Source organism: Serratia sp. 121840015-1, from assembly GCF_053627655.1.
This window is the reverse complement of the sequence record NZ_JBSEYF010000001.1, coordinates 1,274,528-1,296,779: the sequence shown is the minus strand read 5'-3', so window position 1 is coordinate 1,296,779 and position 22,252 is coordinate 1,274,528. Positions and strand designations below refer to the sequence as shown.

The 22,252-nt window shown below is 62.1% G+C and carries 17 protein-coding genes; 11 read left to right on the top strand and 6 right to left on the bottom strand.

Going from position 1 to position 22,252, the window contains the following annotated elements; all coding sequences use genetic code 11:
- Nucleotides 1-168 precede the first annotated feature (168 nt).
- The 6 genes from sapA (at nucleotide 169) to ACUXAC_RS06255 (ending at nucleotide 7,069) form a co-directional block, all read left to right on the top strand.
- Nucleotides 169-1,818, top strand: coding sequence for an ABC transporter substrate-binding protein SapA (gene sapA / locus ACUXAC_RS06280; RefSeq protein WP_060418574.1), 1,650 nt, complete (start codon nucleotides 169-171; stop codon nucleotides 1,816-1,818).
- Nucleotides 1,815-2,780, top strand: a complete 966-nt coding sequence (sapB, locus tag ACUXAC_RS06275; protein ID WP_004930575.1) for a putrescine export ABC transporter permease SapB — start codon at nucleotides 1,815-1,817, stop codon at nucleotides 2,778-2,780. The genes sapA and sapB overlap by 4 nt, the downstream gene beginning before the upstream one ends.
- Entirely contained in the window at nucleotides 2,767-3,657 is an 891-nt protein-coding gene (sapC, locus tag ACUXAC_RS06270) for a putrescine export ABC transporter permease SapC (protein WP_060418571.1), read from the top strand. Before sapB ends, sapC begins: the two co-directional genes overlap by 14 nt.
- Entirely contained in the window at nucleotides 3,657-4,649 is a 993-nt protein-coding gene (gene sapD / locus ACUXAC_RS06265) for a putrescine export ABC transporter ATP-binding protein SapD (protein WP_019452674.1), read from the top strand. The genes sapC and sapD overlap by 1 nt, the downstream gene beginning before the upstream one ends.
- A 1-nt stretch (nucleotide 4,650) precedes the next feature.
- Complete coding sequence (gene sapF / locus ACUXAC_RS06260) at nucleotides 4,651-5,463, top strand: putrescine export ABC transporter ATP-binding protein SapF (protein ID WP_033648455.1); 813 nt, start codon at nucleotides 4,651-4,653, stop codon at nucleotides 5,461-5,463.
- 421 nt (nucleotides 5,464-5,884) lie between these two features.
- Nucleotides 5,885-7,069, top strand: a complete 1,185-nt coding sequence (locus tag ACUXAC_RS06255; protein ID WP_141959368.1) for a CMD domain-containing protein — start codon at nucleotides 5,885-5,887, stop codon at nucleotides 7,067-7,069.
- Nucleotides 7,070-7,112: 43 nt separating this feature from the next.
- Here the strand turns inward: ACUXAC_RS06255 and ACUXAC_RS06250 are convergent, their stop codons facing one another.
- Nucleotides 7,113-8,018, bottom strand: coding sequence for a LysR family transcriptional regulator (locus ACUXAC_RS06250; protein WP_025303008.1), 906 nt, complete (start codon nucleotides 8,016-8,018; stop codon nucleotides 7,113-7,115).
- A gap of 64 nt (nucleotides 8,019-8,082) precedes the next feature.
- On the bottom strand, nucleotides 8,083-9,252 hold the full coding sequence (gene dacD, locus ACUXAC_RS06245) for a serine-type D-Ala-D-Ala carboxypeptidase DacD (protein WP_060430144.1): 1,170 nt from the start codon (nucleotides 9,250-9,252) through the stop codon (nucleotides 8,083-8,085).
- Nucleotides 9,253-9,534: 282 nt separating this feature from the next.
- Between dacD and ACUXAC_RS06240 the strand changes: the two genes are divergently transcribed.
- Nucleotides 9,535-11,841 (top strand): FdhF/YdeP family oxidoreductase, encoded by a 2,307-nt coding sequence (locus ACUXAC_RS06240; protein WP_060439834.1) that lies wholly within the window; start codon nucleotides 9,535-9,537, stop codon nucleotides 11,839-11,841.
- Nucleotides 11,842-11,856: 15 nt separating this feature from the next.
- Here the strand turns inward: ACUXAC_RS06240 and ACUXAC_RS06235 are convergent, their stop codons facing one another.
- On the bottom strand, nucleotides 11,857-12,711 hold the full coding sequence (locus ACUXAC_RS06235) for a LysR family transcriptional regulator (protein ID WP_060439833.1): 855 nt from the start codon (nucleotides 12,709-12,711) through the stop codon (nucleotides 11,857-11,859).
- A 99-nt stretch (nucleotides 12,712-12,810) separates the two neighbouring features.
- Between ACUXAC_RS06235 and gloA the strand changes: the two genes are divergently transcribed.
- Nucleotides 12,811-13,338, top strand: a complete 528-nt coding sequence (gene gloA, locus ACUXAC_RS06230) for a lactoylglutathione lyase (protein WP_015378023.1) — start codon at nucleotides 12,811-12,813, stop codon at nucleotides 13,336-13,338.
- Between the two features lie 187 nt (nucleotides 13,339-13,525).
- Entirely contained in the window at nucleotides 13,526-15,460 is a 1,935-nt protein-coding gene (locus tag ACUXAC_RS06225) for an exoribonuclease II (RefSeq protein WP_387441265.1), read from the top strand.
- A 66-nt stretch (nucleotides 15,461-15,526) separates the two neighbouring features.
- On the opposite strand, the gene ACUXAC_RS06220 is transcribed toward ACUXAC_RS06225, so the two are convergent.
- Together ACUXAC_RS06220 and ACUXAC_RS06215 are read right to left on the bottom strand one after the other, a co-directional pair.
- On the bottom strand, nucleotides 15,527-16,825 hold the full coding sequence (locus ACUXAC_RS06220) for an MFS transporter (RefSeq protein ID WP_387441895.1): 1,299 nt from the start codon (nucleotides 16,823-16,825) through the stop codon (nucleotides 15,527-15,529).
- Nucleotides 16,826-16,866: 41 nt separating this feature from the next.
- The gene (locus ACUXAC_RS06215) at nucleotides 16,867-18,030 is read right to left on the bottom strand and encodes a M20 aminoacylase family protein (protein ID WP_387441267.1); all 1,164 of its coding nucleotides are present in this window, start codon (nucleotides 18,028-18,030) and stop codon (nucleotides 16,867-16,869) included.
- 385 nt (nucleotides 18,031-18,415) lie between these two features.
- On the opposite strand from ACUXAC_RS06215, the gene ACUXAC_RS06210 reads away from it, so the two are divergent.
- A complete protein-coding gene (locus tag ACUXAC_RS06210) occupies nucleotides 18,416-20,482 on the top strand; it encodes a carbon starvation CstA family protein (protein ID WP_047730578.1) in 2,067 nt (688 codons plus the stop codon).
- A gap of 53 nt (nucleotides 20,483-20,535) precedes the next feature.
- On the opposite strand, the gene fsa is transcribed toward ACUXAC_RS06210, so the two are convergent.
- The gene (gene fsa, locus ACUXAC_RS06205; protein WP_016927538.1) at nucleotides 20,536-21,201 is read right to left on the bottom strand and encodes a fructose-6-phosphate aldolase; all 666 of its coding nucleotides are present in this window, start codon (nucleotides 21,199-21,201) and stop codon (nucleotides 20,536-20,538) included.
- Between the two features lie 149 nt (nucleotides 21,202-21,350).
- Here fsa and ACUXAC_RS06200 point away from each other — a divergent pair, with 149 nt between their 5' ends.
- A complete protein-coding gene (locus ACUXAC_RS06200; RefSeq protein WP_387441268.1) occupies nucleotides 21,351-22,250 on the top strand; it encodes a glycyl-radical enzyme activating protein in 900 nt (299 codons plus the stop codon).
- The last annotated feature ends 2 nt before the right edge of the window (nucleotides 22,251-22,252 follow it).

Genomic DNA, 22,252 nt, shown 5'->3' with positions numbered 1-22,252 from the left:
GGTATCATGATTTTGTTATGTTATAACATATCAAATAAGATTTTTTTCACGCCGTTGGGCGACCTGATTAATCAAGTAGCAGAAAACTCAGCGATTTTGCTCAATGGATTGGGCTGCCGGTCAGAGTGCGATACACTAACGCTATTGCTGATTAACCCATGAGCCTCTATGCGTGGTTTACCCCTTTGGATAGTGTCGTTGTGCTTTACCGGCTCCGCCTTGGCCGCGACAACACCGCCCGCGCCCGCCGCGGCGCCGCTGCCGGACATTCGCCAGAGCGGCTTTGTCTATTGCGTCAGCGGCATACTGAATACCTTTAACCCGCAAATGGCCAGCAGCGGCCTGACGGTGGATACCCTGGCCGCCCAGCTGTACGATCGTCTGCTGGATGTCGATCCCTACACCTACCGGCTGATCCCCGAGCTGGCGCAAAGCTGGGAAGTGTTGGACAACGGCGCCACCTACCGTTTCCATCTGCGCAAGGACGTGCCGTTCCAGACCACCGCCTGGTTCACGCCCACCCGCAAGATGAACGCCGACGACGTGGTGTTCAGCTTCGCGCGCGTATTTGACCAAAAGCACCCGTATCACGACGTCAACGGCGGCGAATACCCCTATTTCGACAGCCTGCAGTTCGGCGATTCGGTGCAGAGCGTGAGAAAGCTCGACGACTACACGGTGGAGATCCGCCTGCAGTCGCCGGACGCCTCGTTCCTGTGGCACCTAGCGACCCACTACGCGCCGGTGCTGTCCGCTGAATACGCCGACACGCTGACGCGCGAAGGCCACCAGGAGCTGATCGACCGCGAGCCGGTCGGCAGCGGCCCGTTCCTGCTCAATGAATACCGCTCGGGGCAATATATTCGCCTGGCGCGCAACGCCGCCTACTGGAAAGGCCTGCCGCGCATGCCGCAGGTGGTGATCGATCTGGGCGCAGGCGGCACCGGCCGCCTTTCCAAGCTGCTGACCGGCGAATGCGACGTGCTGGCCTATCCGGCGGCCAGCCAGCTGTCTATCCTGCGCGACGATCCGCGCCTGCGCCTGACGCTGCGCCCGGGGATGAACATCGCCTACCTGGCGTTCAACACCCGCAAACCGCCGCTCGACAACCTCAACGTGCGCCAGGCGATCTCGCTGGCGATCAACAACCAGCGGTTGATGCAGTCGATTTATTACGGCACGGCGGAAACCGCCGCCTCAATCCTGCCGCGCGCCTCCTGGGCCTATGACAACGACGCGCACGTCACCGAGTACGATCCGGCCAAATCGCGCGAAATGCTGCGGCAGGCCGGCGTCGGCCAGCTGAACCTGAAGCTGTGGGTGCCGACCGCCTCGCAATCTTACAACCCGAGCCCGCTGAAAACCGCCGAGCTGATCCAGGCCGATCTCGGCCAGGTGGGCATCAACGTCACCATCGTGCCGGTAGAGGGGCGCTTCCAGGAGGCGCGCCTGATGGAGATGAACCACGATCTGACCCTGACCGGCTGGGCCACCGACAGCAACGACCCGGACAGCTTCTTCCGGCCGCTGCTGAGCTGCGCGGCAATCCGTTCGCAAACCAACTATGCTCACTGGTGTGACCCGGGCTTCGACGAGGTGTTGCAGAACGCGCTGTTGTCGCAGCAGCTGTCTCAGCGCATCGACAACTACCGTAAGGCGCAGAAGATCCTCGAGCAGCAACTGCCGGTGCTGCCGCTGGCCTCTTCCCTGCGGCTGCAGGCCTACCGCTACGACATCAAGGGATTGGTGCTGAGCCCGTTCGGCAACGCCTCGTTCGCCGGGGTGTACCGTGAATCCGCGCCGGAGGTGAAAAAGTGATTATCTTTACCCTGCGCCGCATTCTGCTGCTGCTGATCACGCTGTTCTTCCTGACGCTGGTCAGCTTCAGCCTGAGCTATTTCACGCCGCGCGCGCCGCTGAACGGCGCCGCCCTGCTGGACGCCTATCAGTTCTACTTCGTCAGCCTGCTGCACTGGGACTTCGGCGTCTCCAGCATCAACGGCCAGGCGATCAGCGAACAGCTGCGCGAAGTGTTCCCGGCCACCATGGAGCTATGCCTGCTGGCGTTCGCCCTGGCGCTGTTTATCGGCATTCCGCTGGGCATCATCGCCGGCGTGCTGCGCGGCAAGTGGCAGGACACCGCCATCAGCACCTTCGCGCTGCTGGGCTTTTCGATGCCGGTGTTCTGGCTGGCACTGCTGCTGATGCTGTTCTTCTCGCTGCACCTGGGCTGGCTGCCGGTTTCCGGCCGTTTCGACCTGCTGTATCAGGTGAAGCCGATCACCGGTTTCGCGCTGATTGACGCCTGGCTGTCGGACTCGCCGTACCGCGCCGAGATGATCGGCAGCGCCCTGCGCCACATGATCCTGCCGATCGCCGCGCTGGCGGTGGCCCCCACTACCGAAGTGGTGCGCCTGATGCGCATCAGCACCGACGACGTGCTGAGCCAAAACTACATCAAGGCCGCCGCCACCCGCGGCCTGTCGCGCTTCACCATCATTCGCCGCCACGTGTTGCACAATGCGCTGCCGCCGATCGTGCCCAAGCTGGGGTTACAGTTCTCCACCATGCTCACGCTGGCGATGATCACCGAAGTGGTGTTCAGCTGGCCGGGCCTCGGCCGGTGGCTGATCAACGCCATTCGCCAGCAGGACTATGCGGCGATCTCCGCCGGCGTCATGGTGGTCGGCACGCTGGTGATCACCATTAACGTCCTGGCCGACATTCTGGGTGCGGCAACCAACCCGCTGAAACATAAGGAATGGTATGCCCTTCGATAACGTATACCGCGAGAAAAAGATGCCGAGCCCGCTGCGCTACACCTGGCGGATTTTCTACGGCGACGCGCTGGCGATGATCGGTTTTTACGGCGTGATCGCCCTGCTGCTGCTGTCGCTGTTCGGTAGCCTGCTGGCGCCCTACGCGCTGGATCAGCAGTTCCTCGGTTATCAGCTGCTGCCGCCTTCCTGGTCACGCTACGGCAACGTGTCGTTCTTTCTCGGCACCGACGATCTCGGGCGCGACATCCTCAGCCGGCTACTGACCGGCACTGCCGCCACCTTCGGCTCGGCGCTGGCGGTGACGCTGGCTGCGGCGTTCTGCGGGGTGATCCTCGGCGTGTTCGCCGGCGTCACTCACGGGCTGCGCTCGGCGGTGCTCAACCACATTCTCGATACCCTGCTGTCCATTCCCTCGCTGCTTCTGGCGATCGTGGTGGTGGCGTTTATCGGCCCCAAACTTGAACACGCCATGCTGGCGGTATGGCTCGCCTTGCTGCCGCGCATGGTGCGCACCATCTACAGCGCGGTGCACGACGAGCTGGATAAAGAATACGTGGTGGCGGCGCGGCTAGACGGCGCTTCCACGCTGCAGATCCTGTGGTACGCAGTGATGCCGAACATTGCGGCGGTGCTGGTGACCGAGTTCACCCGCGCGCTGTCGATGGCCATTTTGGATATTGCCGCGCTCGGCTTCCTCGATCTCGGCGCGCAGCTGCCTTCGCCGGAATGGGGAGCGATGCTCGGCGATTCGCTCGAGCTGGTGTACGTCGCGCCCTGGACGGTGATGCTGCCCGGCGCGGCCATCCTCGTCAGCGTGCTGCTGGTTAACCTGTTAGGCGACGGTATGCGCCGCGCAATCAATGCCGGGGTGGAATAATGCCGTTACTCGATATCCGCAATCTAACGATTGAATTTATGACCGCCGAAGGGCCGGTCAAGGCGGTCGATCGCGTCAGCATGACGCTGACCGAGGGCGAGGTGCGCGGCCTGGTGGGCGAATCGGGTTCCGGCAAGAGCCTGATCGCCAAAGCCATCTGCGGCGTAACCAAAGACAACTGGCGCGTCACCGCCGACCGTTTCCGCTTCGACGACATCGATCTGCTGCAGCTGAGCCCGCGCGAGCGGCGCAGGCTGGTGGGCCACAACGTCTCGATGATTTTCCAGGAGCCGCAGTCCTGTCTGGATCCTTCCGAAAGCATCGGCCGCCAGCTGGCGCAGGCCATTCCGGGCTGGACCTACAAGGGCCGCTGGTGGCAGCGCTTCAACTGGCGCAAACGCCGCGCCATCGAACTGCTGCACCGCGTCGGCATCAAGGATCACGACGACATCATGGGCAGCTTCCCGTACGAGCTGACCGAAGGTGAGTGCCAGAAAGTGATGATCGCCATCGCGCTGGCCAACCAGCCGCGCCTGCTGATCGCCGATGAGCCGACCAACGCCATGGAGCCAACCACCCAGGCGCAGATTTTCCGCCTGTTGGCGCGCCTCAACCAGAACAACAACACCACCATTTTGCTGATCAGCCACGATTTGCAGATGATGAGCAAGTGGGCCGACCGGGTGAACGTGCTGTACTGCGGGCAAACGGTGGAAAGCGCCCAGTGCGAAGAGCTGCTGGCGGCGCCGCACCACCCTTACACCCAGGCGCTGATCCGCGCTATGCCGGACTTCGGCCGCTCGCTGCCGCACAAGAGCCGGTTGAACACGCTGCCGGGTGCCATTCCTTCGCTGGAACACCTGCCGATCGGCTGCCGCTTGGGGCCGCGCTGCCCTTACGCACAGAAGAAGTGCATCGAAACACCACGCCTGCGCCCGGTCAAAAACCACTTCTTTGCCTGCCACTTCCCGCTGAACATGGAGGAGCAATAACATGGAAACGCTGTTGGAAGTGCGCAACCTGAGCAAAACCTACCGCTACCGCACCGGTCTGTTCCGCCGCCAGCACGTCGAGGCGGTGAAATCGGTCAGCTTTACCCTGCGCGAAGGCCAGACGCTGGCGGTAATCGGCGAGAACGGCTCCGGCAAATCCACGCTGGCGAAGATGCTCTCCGGCATGGTGGAACCGACCGCCGGCGAACTGCTGATCGACGATCATCCGCTGGAATTCGGCGATTATCGCTATCGCAGCCAGCGCATTCGCATGATTTTTCAGGATCCGAGCACCTCGCTCAATCCGCGCCAGCGCATCGGCCAGCTGCTGGACGCGCCGCTGCGGCTGAACACCAGTCTGGAACCCGCCGAGCGCGAGCAGCGCATCAACCAGACATTACGCCAGGTCGGCATGCTGCCGGATCACGCCTACTACTATCCGCACATGCTGGCTTCCGGGCAGAAACAGCGCGTCGCGCTGGCGCGTGCGCTGATCCTGCAGCCGAAAGTGATCGTCGCCGATGAGGCGCTGGCCTCGCTGGACATGTCGATGCGCTCGCAAATCATCAACCTGATGCTGGAGCTGCAGGAAAAACACGGTATTTCCTATATCTATGTCACCCAGCACCTCGGCATGATGAAGCATATCAGCGACCAGGTGCTGGTGATGCACGAAGGGGAAATCGTCGAGCGCGGCAGCACCGCCGAGGTATTGGCGGCGCCGCTGCACGAATTGACCAAGCGACTTATCGCCAGCCACTTCGGCGAGGCGCTGACCGCCGACGCCTGGCGACGCGACGGCGGGCGTTTCTGAGCCACGGCTGTACATGCAAACCCGCTGCGGCGGGTTTTTTATTGCCGCGCGTGCCTGCCGCTTAGCGAGAAAACGCACATACAAATTACATTCTTGTTATATATCCTTATATTTTATTCCTTTCAGTTATTGATTAGTCCGTAACATTATTTTATCTCGCCAGGGCGATCGGTGAGGATATCCCCTACGTTGAGCCTCTCATACGACAGGATATCGCACTGATGAACAGCCTTCGCCATCGCCGCCTCACGCAGTTTCTGCTCACGCTGGCCGCCGGTTTCTCTGTTTACGGCCACGCGCTGTGCTGCGATGAGCTGCGCTAAATCTACCTTTCGCCCCGCCTGCGGGCATGTTGACTCTTTGTCCAGCCGCCGCTGCCGCACGCACCGGTGGCTGTTGCTCATGATTAAGGATTGACCCTATGGAACGACTCCGTCGACAACATAATGCCCAGTGGTATCACGAAACCCAAAGCAGCGTGCGGGGCGATGCGCCGCTGGAGCCACAGGCGGCTACCCTGCGCGATCGTTTTCTGCTGGGGTTGGGCGCCTTCGCCGATGAAGCGTTAAACGCTGCGCTCGGCGCCCGCGCCGGGGTATTCAACGCCTCGCTGGCCGGTTACCACGCCCTGTTTCCCGACCAGGTGTCGCTATCACGGTACGTGACATTGTCACCCTATGATCGCCTCAGCACCGCGCTGACCGTCGCTCAGGTGACCGGCGTGCAATCGCTCTGTAGCCACTACGCCGCCCGCCTCTCCCCGCTGCACAGCCCGGACGCCTCCCGGGAAAGCAATATCCGCCTCGCCCAGATCACCCAATACGCCCGCCAGCTCGCCAGCCAGCCCACGCTGATTTGCCGCAGAGCGCTGCAGCAGCTTGGCGACGTCGGGCTGAGCCCGGCGGATATCGTCACCTTTTCGCAAATCATCGGTTTTGTCAGCTACCAAGCGCGCGTGGTGGCGGGCGTAGCGGCGTTGGCCGGCCGACCGGCGGTGGTAGTGCCCGGTTTCCCAAACGTCGAAGACGCCGATGGCGTCGCTTTCAGCACCGAAGAGTTAAGCTGGACTGCGCGCCTGCCGCCAATCGACACGGAAGCCGCCGCCGCCGAACAGCTTGACGTGCTGGATCAGAGCCACCCGCAGGCGCGCGCCGAATCTTATTACCTGCTGCTGGCGCACGATGCCGCCGCACTGCGTGAGCGCAACGGCGTGTTTAACGGCATCAATGCCGAAGGATATGGGTTGTCGAGCCGATTGAAAGCGCTGGCGACGCTGGCGGTCTCGCGCATCAACGGCAGCCGCTACTGCGCGGCCACGGTGGCGCACGAATTGCAGGATGACGGACTGACTCAGGCGCTGTTCGCCGGGCTGCCTCAGGGATTGGCGTTTACCGAGGACACGGTCAAACGCGCGGTGATCCACACCGCCGCCGAGCTGACGCGCGCACCGGAGAAATTCACCCCGCAGAGCGTGCAACCGTTGTTCAACAGCGGTCTGAATCAGGCACAGGCGCTGGAAGTGATCCTCACCGCCGCGCTCTACGCCTGGGAAAATCGCCTGCGCCAAACGCTGGGCGATGCGGAGCCTTTCATCGCCGCCGACTGAAGACCGCTACGCGGCCTGATTACCGGCCGTGATACGCCGCGTTTTAGACATTCTGCTGACGCAGCCACTCGCTGGCGGCGTCGAAGAATTTTTGCGCCAACGGCGTGGCGCGCTCTGCCATATCGACCACCACCGCCGCATGACGCGGCATGGCACCGATGGCCACCGGACGGCGCTGCAACGCCGGCATCAGCGGCGATTGCAGCTGGCCGCGCGGAAACAGCCCGCAGCCCAGGCCGACGAAAATCCCCTCCAGCAGTTGGAAGATCGAGGCGGTTTCAAGCCGCGTGTGCAGCGTCAACCCGGCGTCGCGGAAGTGTTGATCGAGATAGCGGCGGAAATAACGCGTCGGCTCGGCTAGGCACAGCGGCAAAGCGGCCACCGCCTCCAGCGGCAACGGCGTATCGCCCACCAGCTTCGGAAAGTGTTGCGGATGGAATACCAGCTCGACGCCGGTTTCCACCAGCGGTTGCGATTGGAAGTGCAGCTCCTTTAAGGTCGACAGCTCGAAAAAGCCGATGCCGATGTCGACGGTATGCGCCGTCAGCGCCTCCAGCAGCTGATCGGCGCTCAGCACCGCCAGCCGGTAATCGAGATGCGGGTAACGCTCGCTGACCGCCTTGAGCATTTCCGATACCGAGATACTGCACTGCGGCACCACGCCAAGGCGCAGCGTGCCGTGCAAGCCGTGCTTGAGCGACTCCACCTCCAGCTTCAGCCCCTGGTAAACCGAGACGATCTCACGCGCCCACGCCAGCACCCGCTCGCCTTCGGCGGTAAAACCGCCGAAATGATTGCCGCGGTTAATCAGCGAAACACCCAGCTCTTTTTCCAGATTTTTCAATCGCATGGATAGCGTTGGCTGGCTAACGAAGCTGGCCTCCGCCGCCCGGCCGAAGTGACGTTCTCGTTCTAAATTACACAAATAAATCAGTTGTTTAATATCCATAGCGCGGCTCAATGATCGGCATTCGCACCAGTATACCACCGGGCACCGTCGTCCGCCCGGCGAGTCAGAGCTTCAGCTTCACGTAATCCACCAGGCGCGAGAACACGCCGCCCTGCGGCACCGCCTGCAGCGCCACCAGCGGCAAGGTTTTCACCACCTGGCCATTGTCGCTGATGCGGATCTCGCCAACGGTCTGCCCTTTGCCAATCGGCGCTTCCAGCCGTGCGGCATTGATCACGTACTGCGCCTTCAGCTTGTCCGCCTCGCTTTTCGGCAGGCTGAGCGACTGCTCTTGCGCGCTACCGACCGGTAACCGGTGATTCTCGCCGTACCAGACCGGCTCTTCCCCCAGACTCTGGCCGGCGCTGAACAGGTGTACGGTGGCAAAGTCGCGCAGCCCCCAAGTCAACAGCTTACGCGCCTGCTCCTCACGCCCTTTAGCGCTTTTGCCGCCCATCACCACGGCGATCAGGCGGCGATCCCCTTCGGTGGCGGAGGCGATGATGTTGAAGCCGGCCGAGGCGGTGTGCCCGGTTTTCAGCCCATCGACGTGCAGCGTCTTATCCCACAGCAGGCCATTGCGGTTCTGCTGCGTGATGCCATTCCAGGTCAGCGACTTCTCGCTGTACATATGGTATTCCGCCGGTTCACTCATAATGATGGCGCGCGCAATCACCGCCAGATCGCCGGCGGTGGTGAACTGCCCCGGCGCATCCAGCCCGTGTACCGTTTCGAAATGGGTGTTCTGCAGGCCCAGCTGCGCGCTCTTCTCGTTCATCAGCTTGACGAAGTTGGCCTGGCTGCCCGCCACATAATCCGCCATCGCTACGCAGGCGTCGTTGCCGGAATCGATGATGATACCGCGGCTGAGATCGCGCACCGTGACCCTGTCACCTGGCTTCAGGAACATCAACGAAGATCCTTTGAACACCGGGTTGCCCTGCGCCCAGGCGTCTTTCCCCACGGTGACGACATCGTCGAGGCCAATCTTGTGCTGATCGAGCGCGTGGTCGATCACCAACCCGGTCATGAGTTTGGTCAGGCTGGCCGGGTTGCGCCGTTCGTCGGCATTGCCGGCGGCCAACACCTGGCCGGTGGTGTAATCCATCAAAACGTAAGAGGCGGCGTCTATCGCCGGCGGGGTCATGGTAGGAAAATTGGGCGTCGTTTCCGCCGCCTGCGCCGCTAAAGGCAGCAATATGCCGCCGATTACCACTGATACTGAACGCTTCACGCTGTGTTCCTCAGGCCCGCAGGCTGAATAAAATGCCAATATAATCCGCGAGATAGACTGCATGAATTCACTTTCAGACGAAACCATTACTCTTTTGCAGCGGGTGTCTTTATGCAACCATTTGTTTACGGCACCGCCCGCCGGCGATAGATGCGCTCTATGCCGCCATTGCCCCATTCGATTAGACGCCACCCCGCAGCGCCCCTAAACTTGTGACATAAATACGCAAGACGCATAAAAAAGCGTTTACTTTTTAGCTACAACCACCTGCGAAGTGTCACCATGAAATTCAAACCGTCAATCAAGCCTTATACCGGCCCGGCGGGCGGCTGGGGTTCGCTTGAAGCCACCACCCGCTTTGTCCTCGACAGTAAACAAACGCTAAAAAACATGCGCAACCTGATGCGCGTCAACAAAGCTCGCGGCTTCGACTGCCCCGGTTGCGCCTGGGGCGACGACAACCACAGCACCTTCAGCTTCTGCGAAAACGGCGCCAAAGCGGTCAGTTGGGAAGCGACGCGCAGCGCCGTGGAGCCTGAGTTCTTCGCCGCCCACAGCGTCAGCACGCTGCAGCAGCAGAGCGACTATTTCCTTGAGTATCAGGGTCGCCTCACCCATCCGATGCGCTACAACGCCGAAACCGACCACTATGAACCTATCCATTGGCCGGACGCGCTGGCGCTGATCGCCAAACACATCAACGGCATGGACAACCCGAACCAGATCGAGCTGTATACCTCGGGCCGTGCCAGCAACGAAGCGTCGTACCTTTATCAGCTGTTCGGCCGCATGCTCGGCACCAGCAACTTCCCCGACTGCTCCAATATGTGCCACGAGGCGAGCGGCGTCGGGCTGAAGCAGAGCATCGGCGTCGGCAAAGGCACCATCCGCATCGATGACTTCGAAAAGGCCGACGCCATCTTCGTGTTTGGCCAAAACCCCGGCACCAACCACCCGCGCATGCTGCACAGCCTGAAGAACGCCGCCCGACGCGGCGCGCGTATCGTCAGCTTCAACACCCTGCGCGAGCGCGGGCTGGAAAGGTTCGCCGATCCGCAGGATCCGGTACAGATGCTGACGCCAAAATCCTCGCCGATCAGCTCTTCCTACTACCAGCCGAATCTGGGCGGCGATATGGCGGCGGTGCGCGGCATGGTGAAAGCCCTGCTGGAAACCCACCGTCAGCGTTTAGCCTCCGGCGAGCCCGCCCTGTTCGACCTGGCGTTTATCGAACGGCACAGCGTCGGCGTGGAGGCTTACCTGGCGCAGGTAGACGCCACCGAGTGGCAGACCATTACCGCGCAGTCGGGCCTGAGCGAGGCGCAGCTGCGCCAGGCGGCGGCCACCTATCAGGGCGCCGAACGGGTGATCTGCACCTGGGCGATGGGCGTGACTCAGCATAAACACTCTATTGCGACGGTGCGTGAAATCACCAACCTGCAGCTGCTGTTCGGGCAGTTGGGCAAACCGGGCGCCGGCCTGTGCCCGGTACGCGGCCACAGCAACGTCCAGGGTAACCGCACTATGGGAATCGACGAGAAGTCGCCGAAGGCGCTGCTCGACAGCCTGGAGCGCCACTTTAACTTCACCGCCAATCGCGCGCTGGGCCACAACACGGTGGAAGCGATCGAAGCGATGCTGCGCGGCGAAGTGAAAGTGCTGATCGCGCTGGGTGGCAACCTGGCCGCCGCGGCGCCGGACACCGAACGCACCGCCCGCGCCCTGCGCAACTGCGATTTGACGGTGCATATCAGCACCAAGCTTAACCGCAGCCACCTGGTGACCGGCAAAGACGCGCTGATCCTGCCGACGCTCGGCCGCACCGAGCTGGACATGCAGGCCAGCGGCTCGCAGTACATTACGGTCGAGGATTCGTTCAGCATGGTCCACGCCTCGGAAGGCATCGGCAAGCCGCTGGCGGAGACCCAACGTTCGGAGACGGCGATCGTCTGCGGCATCGCCGACGCGGTGCTGGGCACCCAGCAGCTGGACTGGCTGGAATTGGCCGACGACTATTCGCTGATCCGCGATCACATCGCCGCCACCATTCCCGGCTTCGAAGATTTCAACCGGCGCTGCGACCAGCCCGGCGGTTTCTACCTCGGCAATGCCGCCGCCGAACTGCGCTTCGCCACGCCGAGCGGCAAGGCAGAGTTCAGCGCCGCCGCGCTGCCGACCACCCTGTTCCCACAGCTGGGCAGCGAGAAAGCGCCGTTCACCCTGCAAACGCTGCGCTCGCACGATCAGTACAACACCACCATCTATGGTCTGGATGACCGCTACCGCGGCGTTTACGGTCAGCGTGAAGTGCTGTTCATCCATCCGGAGGATCTGGCGGCGCTGGGCCTGCAGGACGGCGAACGGGTAGAGATAGAAACCCTGTGGAACGACGGCGTGGTGCGCAAAGTGGACGGGTTCAAGCTGGTGAGTTACGACATTCCGCGTGGTAACCTGGCGGCCTACTACCCGGAAACCAACCCGCTGGTGCCGCTGGCCAGCTTCGGCGACGGCACCGGTACCCCGACCTCGAAGTCGATTCCGGTGGTGATCCGCCGCAGCGAACAGCAACCTTCGCTGCGCATCGCCTGAAAATGCGCGCCCGGTTCACGCCGGGTGCGCCAATATCCCCAGGATGGTCTGCAACTCGTCCGACAGCTGATGCCGTCGCCAGACGAAATACAGGTCGCTCAGCCCCTCTTCGCCCATTTCCACCACCTTCAGCCCCGGCGCCGGCAAGATCAGCGGCAGCAACGAACCGGGGACGCAGGCGACACCACAACCGGCCTGTACGCAGGCCGCCATCGCGGCATAAGACTCCATTTCCAGCGTCATGCGCGGTTTCAGCCCACGCGAGGCCAGCCAGTGATCCACCTTCAGACGAAACGAACATTCGCGGCTGAACGTGTAAAACTCCAGCGGCGCCAGCGTGGCGGCGTCGGGTTCCCCGGCATCGGCCGGCATCAACAATACCAGCCGTTCATCGAATGCCTTTTGGCTGGCGAGCAGCGGATGTTCAATCGGGCCGTCGGTGATCGCCAGGTCGAGATCGCTGTCGATCAGCATGCGTTCCAGCACCAGCGAGTCGCGGCTCAGCACGTTGATGTGCAGATGAGGCTGTAAACGGCGCAGCCGGGCAATGCGCGCCGGCAAATGGCTGACCAGCGAGAAATCCAGCGCCCCGAGGTTCAGCAGCCCACGCTGATGCTCGCCGGCGAACAGCTGCTTGCTGCGCTCCGCCTGCGCCACAATGTCGCGCGCCTGCTGATAGAACAGCCGCCCTTTGGGATTGACGTACAGCCGATTCTTGTCGCGGAAAAACAGTTCGCCGCCCAGCGACTCCTCCAGTTCGCGCAGCCGCAGCGTGACGTTGGAAGGCACGCAGTGCAGCTCGCGCGCGGCCGCGGCGATGGTTTTGTGCTCCACTACGGTACAGAAAAACTTCAGCTGGCTCAGCTTCATCTATCATTCACTTTTAGTTAGTGTTTTAGTTAAAAACAATCACTTTAGATTAGCATCGATTTCACCTACAGTCTGCCGACACCCTGAGGAGGATCTCTGATGCCACTGAATGATCTACTGACGCTGCCCGGCGTGGCGGCCCAACCGGACGCGGTAACCGACGGTTACGTGTTCAACCACACCATGATCCGCGTGAAGGATCTGACCAAAGCGCTGGATTTCTACACCCGCGTGCTGGGCTTTACCCCGGTCTATCTGGAAACGTTCGAAGAAGCCGCTTTTACCATCTGCTATCTGACGCGCAGCCCGCGTGAACAGATCCCGCAGGACGACGATGAGCGCAAACGCTGGGCGCTGAGCCAGCCGGGCATTCTCGAGCTGACCCATAACCACGGCACCGAAAATCAGGCCGATTTCCATTACCACAACGGCAACGGTGAGCCGCGCGGCTTTGGCCACCTGTGCGTCACGGTGCCGGACGTGCGCGCCGCCTGCGAGCGGTTTGAGCGCCTCGGCGTCACCTTCCAAAAGCGCCTGCATGAAGGCCGTATGAACTACGTGGCGTTCATTCGCGATCCGGACGATTACTGGATTGAAATCCTGCAGCCGACGCCGCTGCGGGACTGATCGCCACCCGCCCTTCACCCCGGCCTTCGCGCCGGGGTTTTCCATCGATAGCACTCCGATTGACCATTCTTGCGCAAAATCGCGTGGCAACGCGGGGTTCCGTGACGTTAGGCTTGCTCGCAGCGGGTGATTCGCGTAAAACTGTCAGCCGCAAATCTTGCCACTCACAACCCATTCACTGGACGATATGTTTCAAGATAACCCGCTGCTGGCGCAGCTTAAACAGCAACTTCACTCTCAGACCCCGCGCGTTGAAGGCGTAGTGAAAGGGACTGAGAAAGGCTTTGGCTTTCTTGAAGTAGACGGTCAAAAAAGTTACTTCATTCCGCCGCCGTACATGAAGAAAGTCATGCACGGGGATCGCATTATCGCCACCCTGCACACCGAGAAAGAGCGCGAAATCGCCGAGCCGGAAACCCTGGTCGAGCCGTTCCTGTCGCGCTTTGTCGGCCGCGTGCAAAAGCGCGACGACCGTCTGTCCATCGTGCCCGATCATCCGTTGCTGAAAGATGCGATTCCGTGCCGCCCGGTGCGTGAATTGACCCACAACTTCCAGGCCGGCGACTGGGCGGTGGCGGAAATGCGCCGTCACCCGCTGAAAGGCGATCGCGGCTTCAACGCCGATCTGACCCACTTTATCACCGAAGGTGAAGACCATTTCGCCCCGTGGTGGGTGACGCTGGCGCGTCACAACCTGGAGAAAGAAGCGCCGGAGATGCAGGCTCTCAGCGAGCCGGCCGCTGCGCTGGTGCGTGAAGACCTGACCGCGCTCGAATTCGTCACCATCGACAGCGCCAGCACCGAAGACATGGACGATGCGCTGTATGTGACCGACAACGGCGACGGTTCGCTGCAGTTGACCATCGCCATCGCCGATCCGACCGCCTACGTCGAACAAGGCAGCAAGCTGGACGATATCGCCCGCGTGCGCGCCTTCACCAACTACCTGCCGGGCTTCAACATCCCGATGCTGCCGCGCGATCTGTCGGACAACCTGTGCTCGCTGCGCCCTAACGCGCGCCGCCAGGTGCTGGCTTGCCGCGTAACCATCGCCGCCGACGGCGCGCTGGGCGAGGATATTCAGTTCTTCGCCGCCGAGATCGAATCCAAAGCCAAGCTGGTATACGACGAAGTCTCCGACTGGTTGGAAGGCATTGCCGGCTGGCAGCCGCCGAGCGACGCCATCGCGCAACAAATCACCCTGCTGAAGCGCGTTTGCGACGCGCGCAACGCCTGGCGCCATCAGCATGCGCTGGTGTTCAAAGACCGCCCGGACTACCGCTTCGTGCTGGGTGAAAAAGGCGACGTGCTCGAGATCGTTACCGAGCAACGCCGCAGCGCCAACCGCATCGTTGAAGAGTGCATGATCGCCGCCAACGTCTGCGCCGCCATCGTGCTGCGCGATCGCCTGGGCTTCGGCGTGTACAACGTGCACACCGGTTTCGATCCTGCTCTGGTCGAGCAAGCGGTCACCGTATTGCAGGCCAACGGCGTGGAAGCCGAGGCCGAGAAGCTGCTGACCCTCGACGGTTTCTGCGAACTGCGCCGCCACCTGGATGCGCAGCCGACCCAGTTCCTCGACAGCCGCATCCGCCGCTTCCAGACCTTCGCCGAGATCAGCACCACGCCGGGGCCACACTTCGGTCTGGGTCTGGAGGCTTACGCCACCTGGACATCGCCGATCCGTAAATACGGCGATATGGTCAACCATCGCTTGCTGAAGGCGATCATCAACCAGCAGCCGGCAGAAAAACCGCAGGATGACGTGACGGTGCAGCTGGCGGAACGCCGCCGCCTGAACCGCATGGCGGAGCGCGACGTCGGCGACTGGCTGTACGCCCGCTTCCTGCAGGACAAGGCCGGTACCGATACCCGCTTCAACGCCGAGATCATCGACGTGACCCGCGGCGGCCTGCGCGTGCGCCTGCTGGACAACGGTGCGGTTGCCTTCATCCCGGCACCGTTTATTCACGCGGTGCGCGACGAGATGCAGTGCAGCCAGGAAACCGGCACCGTGCAGATCAAGGGTGAAGTGGTTTACCGCCAGAGCGACACCTTGCAGGTCACCATCGCCGAAGTGCGCATGGAAACCCGCAGCGTGATCGCCCGTCCGGCGGCCTGAACGCCCGCCTGAAACGGCCGCAACGCACAGCGCCGACGGTGAAAACCGCCGGCGTTTTTTTTTCGACTAGTGCAGCGGCTCACCGCCGGTTTCACGCAGCAGCGGCAGCACCGCCAGCGAAGCCAGCGTCGCCAGCATCAGATAGACGGCGGGCGCCAGCAGCGAACCGCTCAGCGCGATCGACTGCGAAGCGATGTACTGGGCGAAGCCGCCGAAGATCGCCACCCCAAGGCTGTAGACCAAAGCAAACCCCAGCGCCCGAATGCGCTGCGGGAACAGCTCCGAAATCATCAGCATGGTCGGCACCGAACCGAGCGTGGTCAACCCGACCAGCACCGCGACAATCAGCAGCAGCACCGCCGGATGCGGTACCGCGCTCAGCCACCAAAATGCCGGCAGGGCCACGATCAGAATCGCGATCCGCGACCCGCGGATCAGCGGCAGACGGCCGTAACGATCGCACCAGTGCCCGACCAGCAGACTGCCGCCGAAGGTGACGAGCCCTGCCAGCAGCATCGCGGCATAGCCGTAAGCCTGCGCCATCCCCAGGTATTTCACCGCGTAGGTGCCGAGATAATACATCGAGATGTAAGTGGCGACGGTGGCGCCGATGGTCAACATCACGCCGAGCACCACCGCCCGCGAGTACTTTCGCAACTGCGCAGGCGGCTCGTGAGCCCGCGACACCGACGGCCGATCGCTCTCCAACCCGAGGCGCAGCCAGCAACCGAGCGGCGCCAGCGCCACGCCGATAAAGAAAGGAATACGCCATCCCCACTCGGCCATGGCGTTCGGCTCGCCGGAAAGCATCGGCAAGGCCGCGCTGAGCGCCAGCGCGGTGACGCCGCCGACCACGGTAGCGATGCCCTGCGTCGCCAGCGACCAGCTGGAATAGAAGCCGCGCCGGTTGGGCGGCGCCGACTCCACCAGCAACGACATCGATGCCCCCACCTCGCCGCCCGCCGCCACGCCCTGGATCAGGCGCGCCGCCACCAGCGTGACGGTTCCCCAATAGCCGGCGCTGGCGTAGGTCGGCGCAAAGCCGATCATCGCCGTGCCCAGGCTCATCAAGGAAATCGTCAGGATCATCGCCGGCTTGCGGCCATGGCGATCGGCATAGGCGCCAATCAGAATGCCGCCCAGCGGCCGCATGAAGAAGCTGACGCCGAACGTGGCAAACGCCAACAGCAACGCCAGATGCGGATCGCTGGACGGCGGAAAGAACAATACGCTGATGTAAATAACGAAGAAGTTATAAATACCGAAATCGAAAAACTCCAGCGCATTGCCGAAGGAGGCGGCGAATATGACTTTTTTGCCGCCGGCCTTCGGGGCCGATATTATTGCCGCCTGGGTTTCAGCCATATTTTCACTCATCATTACCTTCCCTGTTATTATTTTCGAGTTTATTTTAAATACGCTTCCACCAACGCTCCCCAATACTGGCTGCCGGCCGCCAGGCAGCCGTCGTTAAAGTCATATCCCGGGTTATGCACCATACAGCTGCCTTCGCCATCGCCGTTGCCGATGATCAGGTAGCAGCCCTGCGGATGCGCATCGAGCATGAAGGCGAAATCTTCACTGCCCATCAGCGGCCGGGCGCCGTAGTGTGCGCGGTCATCGCCGAACTGCTGCTGCGCCACGCGGTGGGCGAAACGGGTCATCGCTTCGTCGTTGACCAGTACCGGTGTGCCGTTAACGTGTTCCACCACCGCGTGAGCGCCGAAGCTTGCCGCCTGCGCCTCGATCAGCGCCGGAATGCGCGCCAGCAAGGTGGCACGCGCCTGGCGATCCAGCGAGCGCACGCTGAGCTTCATCTCCGCGCTGTCCGGGATCACGTTGGCCGCCTCACCGGCCTTGATGCTGCCGACGGTGATCACCGCCGCCTCCAGCGGATCGATATTGCGCGAAACGATGCTCTGCAGCGCGACGGTGATATGCGAAGCCACCAGCACCGGATCGACCGTCAGCTGCGGAATGGCACCGTGGCCGCCGTGCCCCTGCACCCGCACGTTGAACTGATCCATCGAGGCCATAAACGGGCCGTGCTGGAAGAAGAACTCGCCGAGCGGCATCCCCGGCATGTTGTGCATGGCGAAGATGGCGTCGCAGGGGAAGCGCTCGAACAGCCCCTGTTCGACCATGCGCGCGCCGCCGTTCAGCATCTCTTCCGCCGGTTGGAAAATCAGGTGCAGCGTGCCGTTGAAGTTGCGCGTTTGCGCCAGGTAACGAGCGGCACCGAGCAGCATGGTGGTGTGGCCGTCATGGCCACAGGCGTGCATGCGGTTGGCCACGCTGCTGCTCCAGGGCTTGCCGTTGTTCTCCTCGATCGGCAAGGCGTCCATATCGGCACGCAATCCTAGGCGTTTAACGCCGTCGCCCACCCGCAGCGTGCCCACCACGCCGGTGCCCGCCAATCCGCGGTGCACCTCATAGCCCCACGAATTCAGATAATCCGCCACCAGATCGCTGGTGCGAAACTCTTCGAAACCCAGTTCAGGGTGTTGATGAATATCGTGCCGAATGGCCGTGAGCTGCGGTAAATACCCTTCGATGATTTTATTTATCATAATTAAATTCCTTTCGTGACTTTATTATTTATTTTATGAATGATTAAACCTGCGGGTTGAAATAAAGGTATAACACGGCACGGATGATTTTATTTCGGCACGCCTCGACAGATAAAATAATAATTCGCCAGACGCCGTGCCCGAATAAAAAACGACGATGATTCGCTGTACGCGCCGTGAAAATGCAGAATGAATAACTGCCGAGGATTGCGTGGGCGGCAGCCTGCGCCAACGCGGTTTCATCACGTTGTTTTTACACTAAAACACCACCTGCTTCACATTTCTCATCCGACCTGCCGCGGTTCGGCGGCAAAACTTCTACTGTTAAAACGTCATTCCTAATAACAACGTCGATTTTTACCTCTGTACGCCAAGGAGTTGTTTCATGAAAAACATCAGGTCAGGACTTATCTGGCTGCTGGTGGCGTTGGTCGGCGCCTTCGCCTTCGCCATGCTGGCGCTCAGCCGCGGCGAACACGTCAACGCCGTCTGGCTGGTGGTCGCCGCCGTCGCCTGCTACAGCATCGCCTACCGCTTCTACAGCCGGTTCATTGCCGATAAGGTCTTTGAACTGGACGACCGCCGTCTGACCCCGGCAGAACGCCACAACGACGGCCTGGACTACGTGCCCACCAACAAATGGGTGCTGTTCGGCCACCACTTCGCCGCCATCGCCGGCGCCGGGCCGCTGGTGGGGCCGATTCTGGCCGCGCAGATGGGCTTCCTGCCGGGAACCATCTGGATCCTGGTCGGCGTTATGCTGGCCGGCGCGGTGCAGGATTTCCTGGTGCTGTTCATCTCCACACGCCGCGACGGACGTTCGCTGGGGGAAATGGCCAAGCAAGAGCTGGGCGCATTCGCCGGGGTGATCACCATGCTCGGCGCGCTGGGGGTGATGATCATCATCCTGTCGGCGCTGGCGCTGGTGGTGGTAAAAGCCTTGGCCGACAGCCCGTGGGGGCTGTTCACCATCGCCGCCACCATCCCGATCGCCCTGTTCATGGGCATCTACATGCGCTTTATCCGGCCGGGCAAGATCGCTGAAATCTCGGTGATCGGCTTCGTGCTGATGCTGCTGGCGATTATTTACGGCGGCAACGTGGCGCAAGATCCTTACTGGGGGCCGTTCTTCACGCTGCACGGCACCACCCTGACCTGGGTGCTGGTGATCTACGGCTTCGTCGCTTCGGTGCTGCCGGTGTGGCTGCTGCTGGCACCGCGCGACTACCTTTCCACCTTTATGAAAATCGGCGTCATCATCGGCCTGGCCATCGGCATCGTCTTCGCCATGCCGGAGATGAAAATGCCGGCGGTCTCGCGCTTCATCGACGGCAGCGGCCCGGTGTTCGCCGGCGCCCTGTTCCCGTTCCTGTTCATCACCATCGCCTGCGGCGCCATTTCCGGCTTCCACGCGCTGGTCTCCAGCGGCACCACGCCCAAGCTGGTGGAACGCGAAAGCCACATTCGCTTTATCGGTTACGGCGCCATGCTGATGGAGTCTTTCGTCGCCATCATGGCGTTGATCTGCGCCTCGGTGCTGGATCCGGGCGTTTACTTCGCCATGAACTCACCGGCGGCGCTGATCGGCACCACGGTGGAAAATGCTTCGCAGGTCATTAACAGCTGGGGCTTTATCGTCACGCCGGAAACGCTGGCGCTGATCGCCAAAGAGGTAGGTGAGAACTCCATCCTGTCGCGCGCCGGCGGTGCCCCAACCTTCGCCGTGGGCATGGCGCACATCATCAGCGAGGTGTTCAACAGCCGGGCGATGATGGCCTTCTGGTACCACTTCGCCATTCTGTTCGAAGCGCTGTTCATCCTGACCGCCGTCGACGCCGGTACCCGCGCCTGCCGCTTTATGGTGCAGGATCTGGTGGGCGTGGCGGTGCCGCAGCTGGCCAACAACCGTTCCTGGTTCGGCAATCTGGCGGGCACCACGGTGGCGGTAGCCGGCTGGGGCTTCTTCGTGTATCAAGGCGTGGTCGATCCGCTCGGCGGCATCAATACCCTGTGGCCGCTGTTCGGCATCGGCAACCAGATGCTGGCATCGATGGCGCTGATCCTCGGCACCGTGGTGCTGTTCAAGATGAAAAAACAGCGTTACGCCTGGGTTACCATCCTGCCGACCGCCTGGCTGTTCGTGACCTCCATGACCGCCGGCTGGCAGAAAATCTTCCACGAGAAACCGAGCATCGGTTTCCTGGCGCAGGCGAAGAAATTCTCCACCGGCATTGAGCAAGGCACGATCATTGCGCCGGCCAAATCGCTGAAAGACATGGAGACCATCGTGTTCAGCAACCAAATCAACGCCGCGCTGTGCGGGTTCTTTATGCTGGTGGCGGTAACCATGCTGATCGCCGCCTTCTTCGCGATCCGCCGGGCGCTGCGTGCCGAACAGCCGACGGCGCATGAGGTGAGCGCCGCGCTTAGGGAAGAAACCGGCCGCAGCTAAGCGTTTCAGTCATCCAGCAAGGGCGCCGCGGCGCCCTTTTTACTTGCCAGGCTTTAACCCAGCAGCGTGGAGCCGAAAGCCCCCTGCCAATCCTGCTCGAACTTCTCGACCGCGGCCTGCACCGCTGGCGCGCTGAGGAACTGCTCCGCCACATCCACCGGCAGCGTGATGGCCTGGCAGCCCGCCAGCAGGCATTCCAGCGCCTGGCGCGGCGTTTTAAAGCTGGCGGCCAGCACCTGCGCCGACGGCGCGTGCAGGCTCAGCAGCTGCTGCAGCTCGTGCACCATTTCGATACCGTCGCCGCCCTGCGCATCTACCCGATTGACGTAAGGCGCCACATATTCCGCCCCGGCCAAGGCCGCCAGCAGCCCCTGCCCGGCGCCGTATACCGCCGTGCCCAGCGTCGGAATGGACATCGTTTTAAGCTTCTTGATCGCAGCCAGCCCCTCGGCGGTTGCCGGGATCTTCACCACCAGCCCCGGTACGCGCTGGCTGAGCAGCGCCGCCTCCGCCACCATGCGCTCGGCATCGGCCGCCATCACCTGCGCGAACAGCTTGCCGGTGCCGCCGAGGGCGTCGCGCAGCGCGGGCAGCACTTCCCAGATCGGCTTGCCTTCCTTCGCCACGATGCTCGGGTTGGTGGTGACGCCGTGCAGCGGTAGAATGCGCGCCAGGCGTTTTACCGCAGTCACATCGGCGGTATCGAGATAAAGCTCCATCACGGACTCCTGTGTCATGTTCTGTGGGCGGATTCAAACTCTGATCATCATAGGGCAAAAACCCTGTCAACTTTTGACCAAAATCAATTCAACTTTCATTCGAAACATCTTTAATGGCGAAAGATTCAGCAACGCCAAACGGGTGACTCATGTTCTTCAATCTGCAGCGCTACTCGACCCATGATGGCCCCGGCATCCGCAGCGTGGTCTTTTTAAAAGGGTGCCCGCTGAGCTGCCACTGGTGTCAGAACCCGGAAAGCCGCTCGCGCCACGCGGATCTGCTGTTTGACGAGCGCCTGTGCCTGAGCGGCTGTACGCTGTGCACCGAGCGCTGCCCGCAAGGCCTGCGGCGTGACGAGGGAGCATTGACGCTGCGGCGCGACGTCATCAGCAAAGACGACTATGCGGCGCTGGCCGCCGCCTGCCCGACCGGCGCGCTCAGCCTGTGCGGCAGCGTGGTCAACCCCGACGATATCATGGCCGAGGTGATGCGGGATAAGCCTTTCTACCTGCGCAGCGGCGGCGGTTTAACGCTGTCCGGCGGCGAACCCTTTATGCAGCCGGAAATCGCGGCGGAGCTGCTGCGGCGCGGCCGGGAAGCCGGCATCCACACCGCCGTCGAATCCTGTCTGCACGTTCCCTGGCGCTACATCGCCCCTTCGTTGCCCTGGCTGGATCTGCTGTTGGCCGATCTCAAACACACCGATGAAGCGCGTTTTAAAACCTGGACCGGCGGCTCCGCCCGTCGGGTGATGAACAATTTTCGTCGTCTGGCGGCGCACGGCGTGCCAATGACCGTGCGCGTGCCGCTGATCCCCGATTTCAACGCCGATCGCCACTCTGTCCGCGCGATTGTCGACTTCGCCGCCGACGAGATCGGCGTATCGGAGATCCATTTTCTGCCGTACCACACGCTGGGCATCAACAAGTATCACCTGCTCGGCGAGCCCTACCGCGCCGCCCGCACGCCGCTGGACGCGCCCGATCTGCTGGCCTTCGCCGAAGCGTACGCCGGCGCCAAAGGCCTGACCGCCATTTTGCGAGGATAACG

Bases quoted from the DNA above. Each gene is read 5' to 3' on its own strand.
- ACUXAC_RS06220 (WP_387441895.1), bottom strand. From the start codon at position 16,825: ATGGCTGAAACCCAGGCGGCAATAATATCGGCCCCGAAGGCCGGCGGC.
- gloA (WP_015378023.1), top strand. From the start codon at position 12,811: ATGCCACTGAATGATCTACTGACGCTGCCCGGCGTGGCGGCCCAACCG.
- ACUXAC_RS06225 (WP_387441265.1), top strand. From the start codon at position 13,526: ATGTTTCAAGATAACCCGCTGCTGGCGCAGCTTAAACAGCAACTTCAC.
- ACUXAC_RS06210 (WP_047730578.1), top strand. From the start codon at position 18,416: ATGAAAAACATCAGGTCAGGACTTATCTGGCTGCTGGTGGCGTTGGTC.
- ACUXAC_RS06255 (WP_141959368.1), top strand. From the start codon at position 5,885: ATGGAACGACTCCGTCGACAACATAATGCCCAGTGGTATCACGAAACC.
- sapC (WP_060418571.1), top strand. From the start codon at position 2,767: ATGCCCTTCGATAACGTATACCGCGAGAAAAAGATGCCGAGCCCGCTG.
- ACUXAC_RS06215 (WP_387441267.1), bottom strand. From the start codon at position 18,030: ATGATAAATAAAATCATCGAAGGGTATTTACCGCAGCTCACGGCCATT.
- ACUXAC_RS06200 (WP_387441268.1), top strand. From the start codon at position 21,351: ATGTTCTTCAATCTGCAGCGCTACTCGACCCATGATGGCCCCGGCATC.
- ACUXAC_RS06235 (WP_060439833.1), bottom strand. From the start codon at position 12,711: ATGAAGCTGAGCCAGCTGAAGTTTTTCTGTACCGTAGTGGAGCACAAA.
- ACUXAC_RS06240 (WP_060439834.1), top strand. From the start codon at position 9,535: ATGAAATTCAAACCGTCAATCAAGCCTTATACCGGCCCGGCGGGCGGC.
- ACUXAC_RS06250 (WP_025303008.1), bottom strand. From the start codon at position 8,018: ATGGATATTAAACAACTGATTTATTTGTGTAATTTAGAACGAGAACGT.
- sapA (WP_060418574.1), top strand. From the start codon at position 169: ATGCGTGGTTTACCCCTTTGGATAGTGTCGTTGTGCTTTACCGGCTCC.
- fsa (WP_016927538.1), bottom strand. From the start codon at position 21,201: ATGGAGCTTTATCTCGATACCGCCGATGTGACTGCGGTAAAACGCCTG.
- sapF (WP_033648455.1), top strand. From the start codon at position 4,651: ATGGAAACGCTGTTGGAAGTGCGCAACCTGAGCAAAACCTACCGCTAC.
- sapD (WP_019452674.1), top strand. From the start codon at position 3,657: ATGCCGTTACTCGATATCCGCAATCTAACGATTGAATTTATGACCGCC.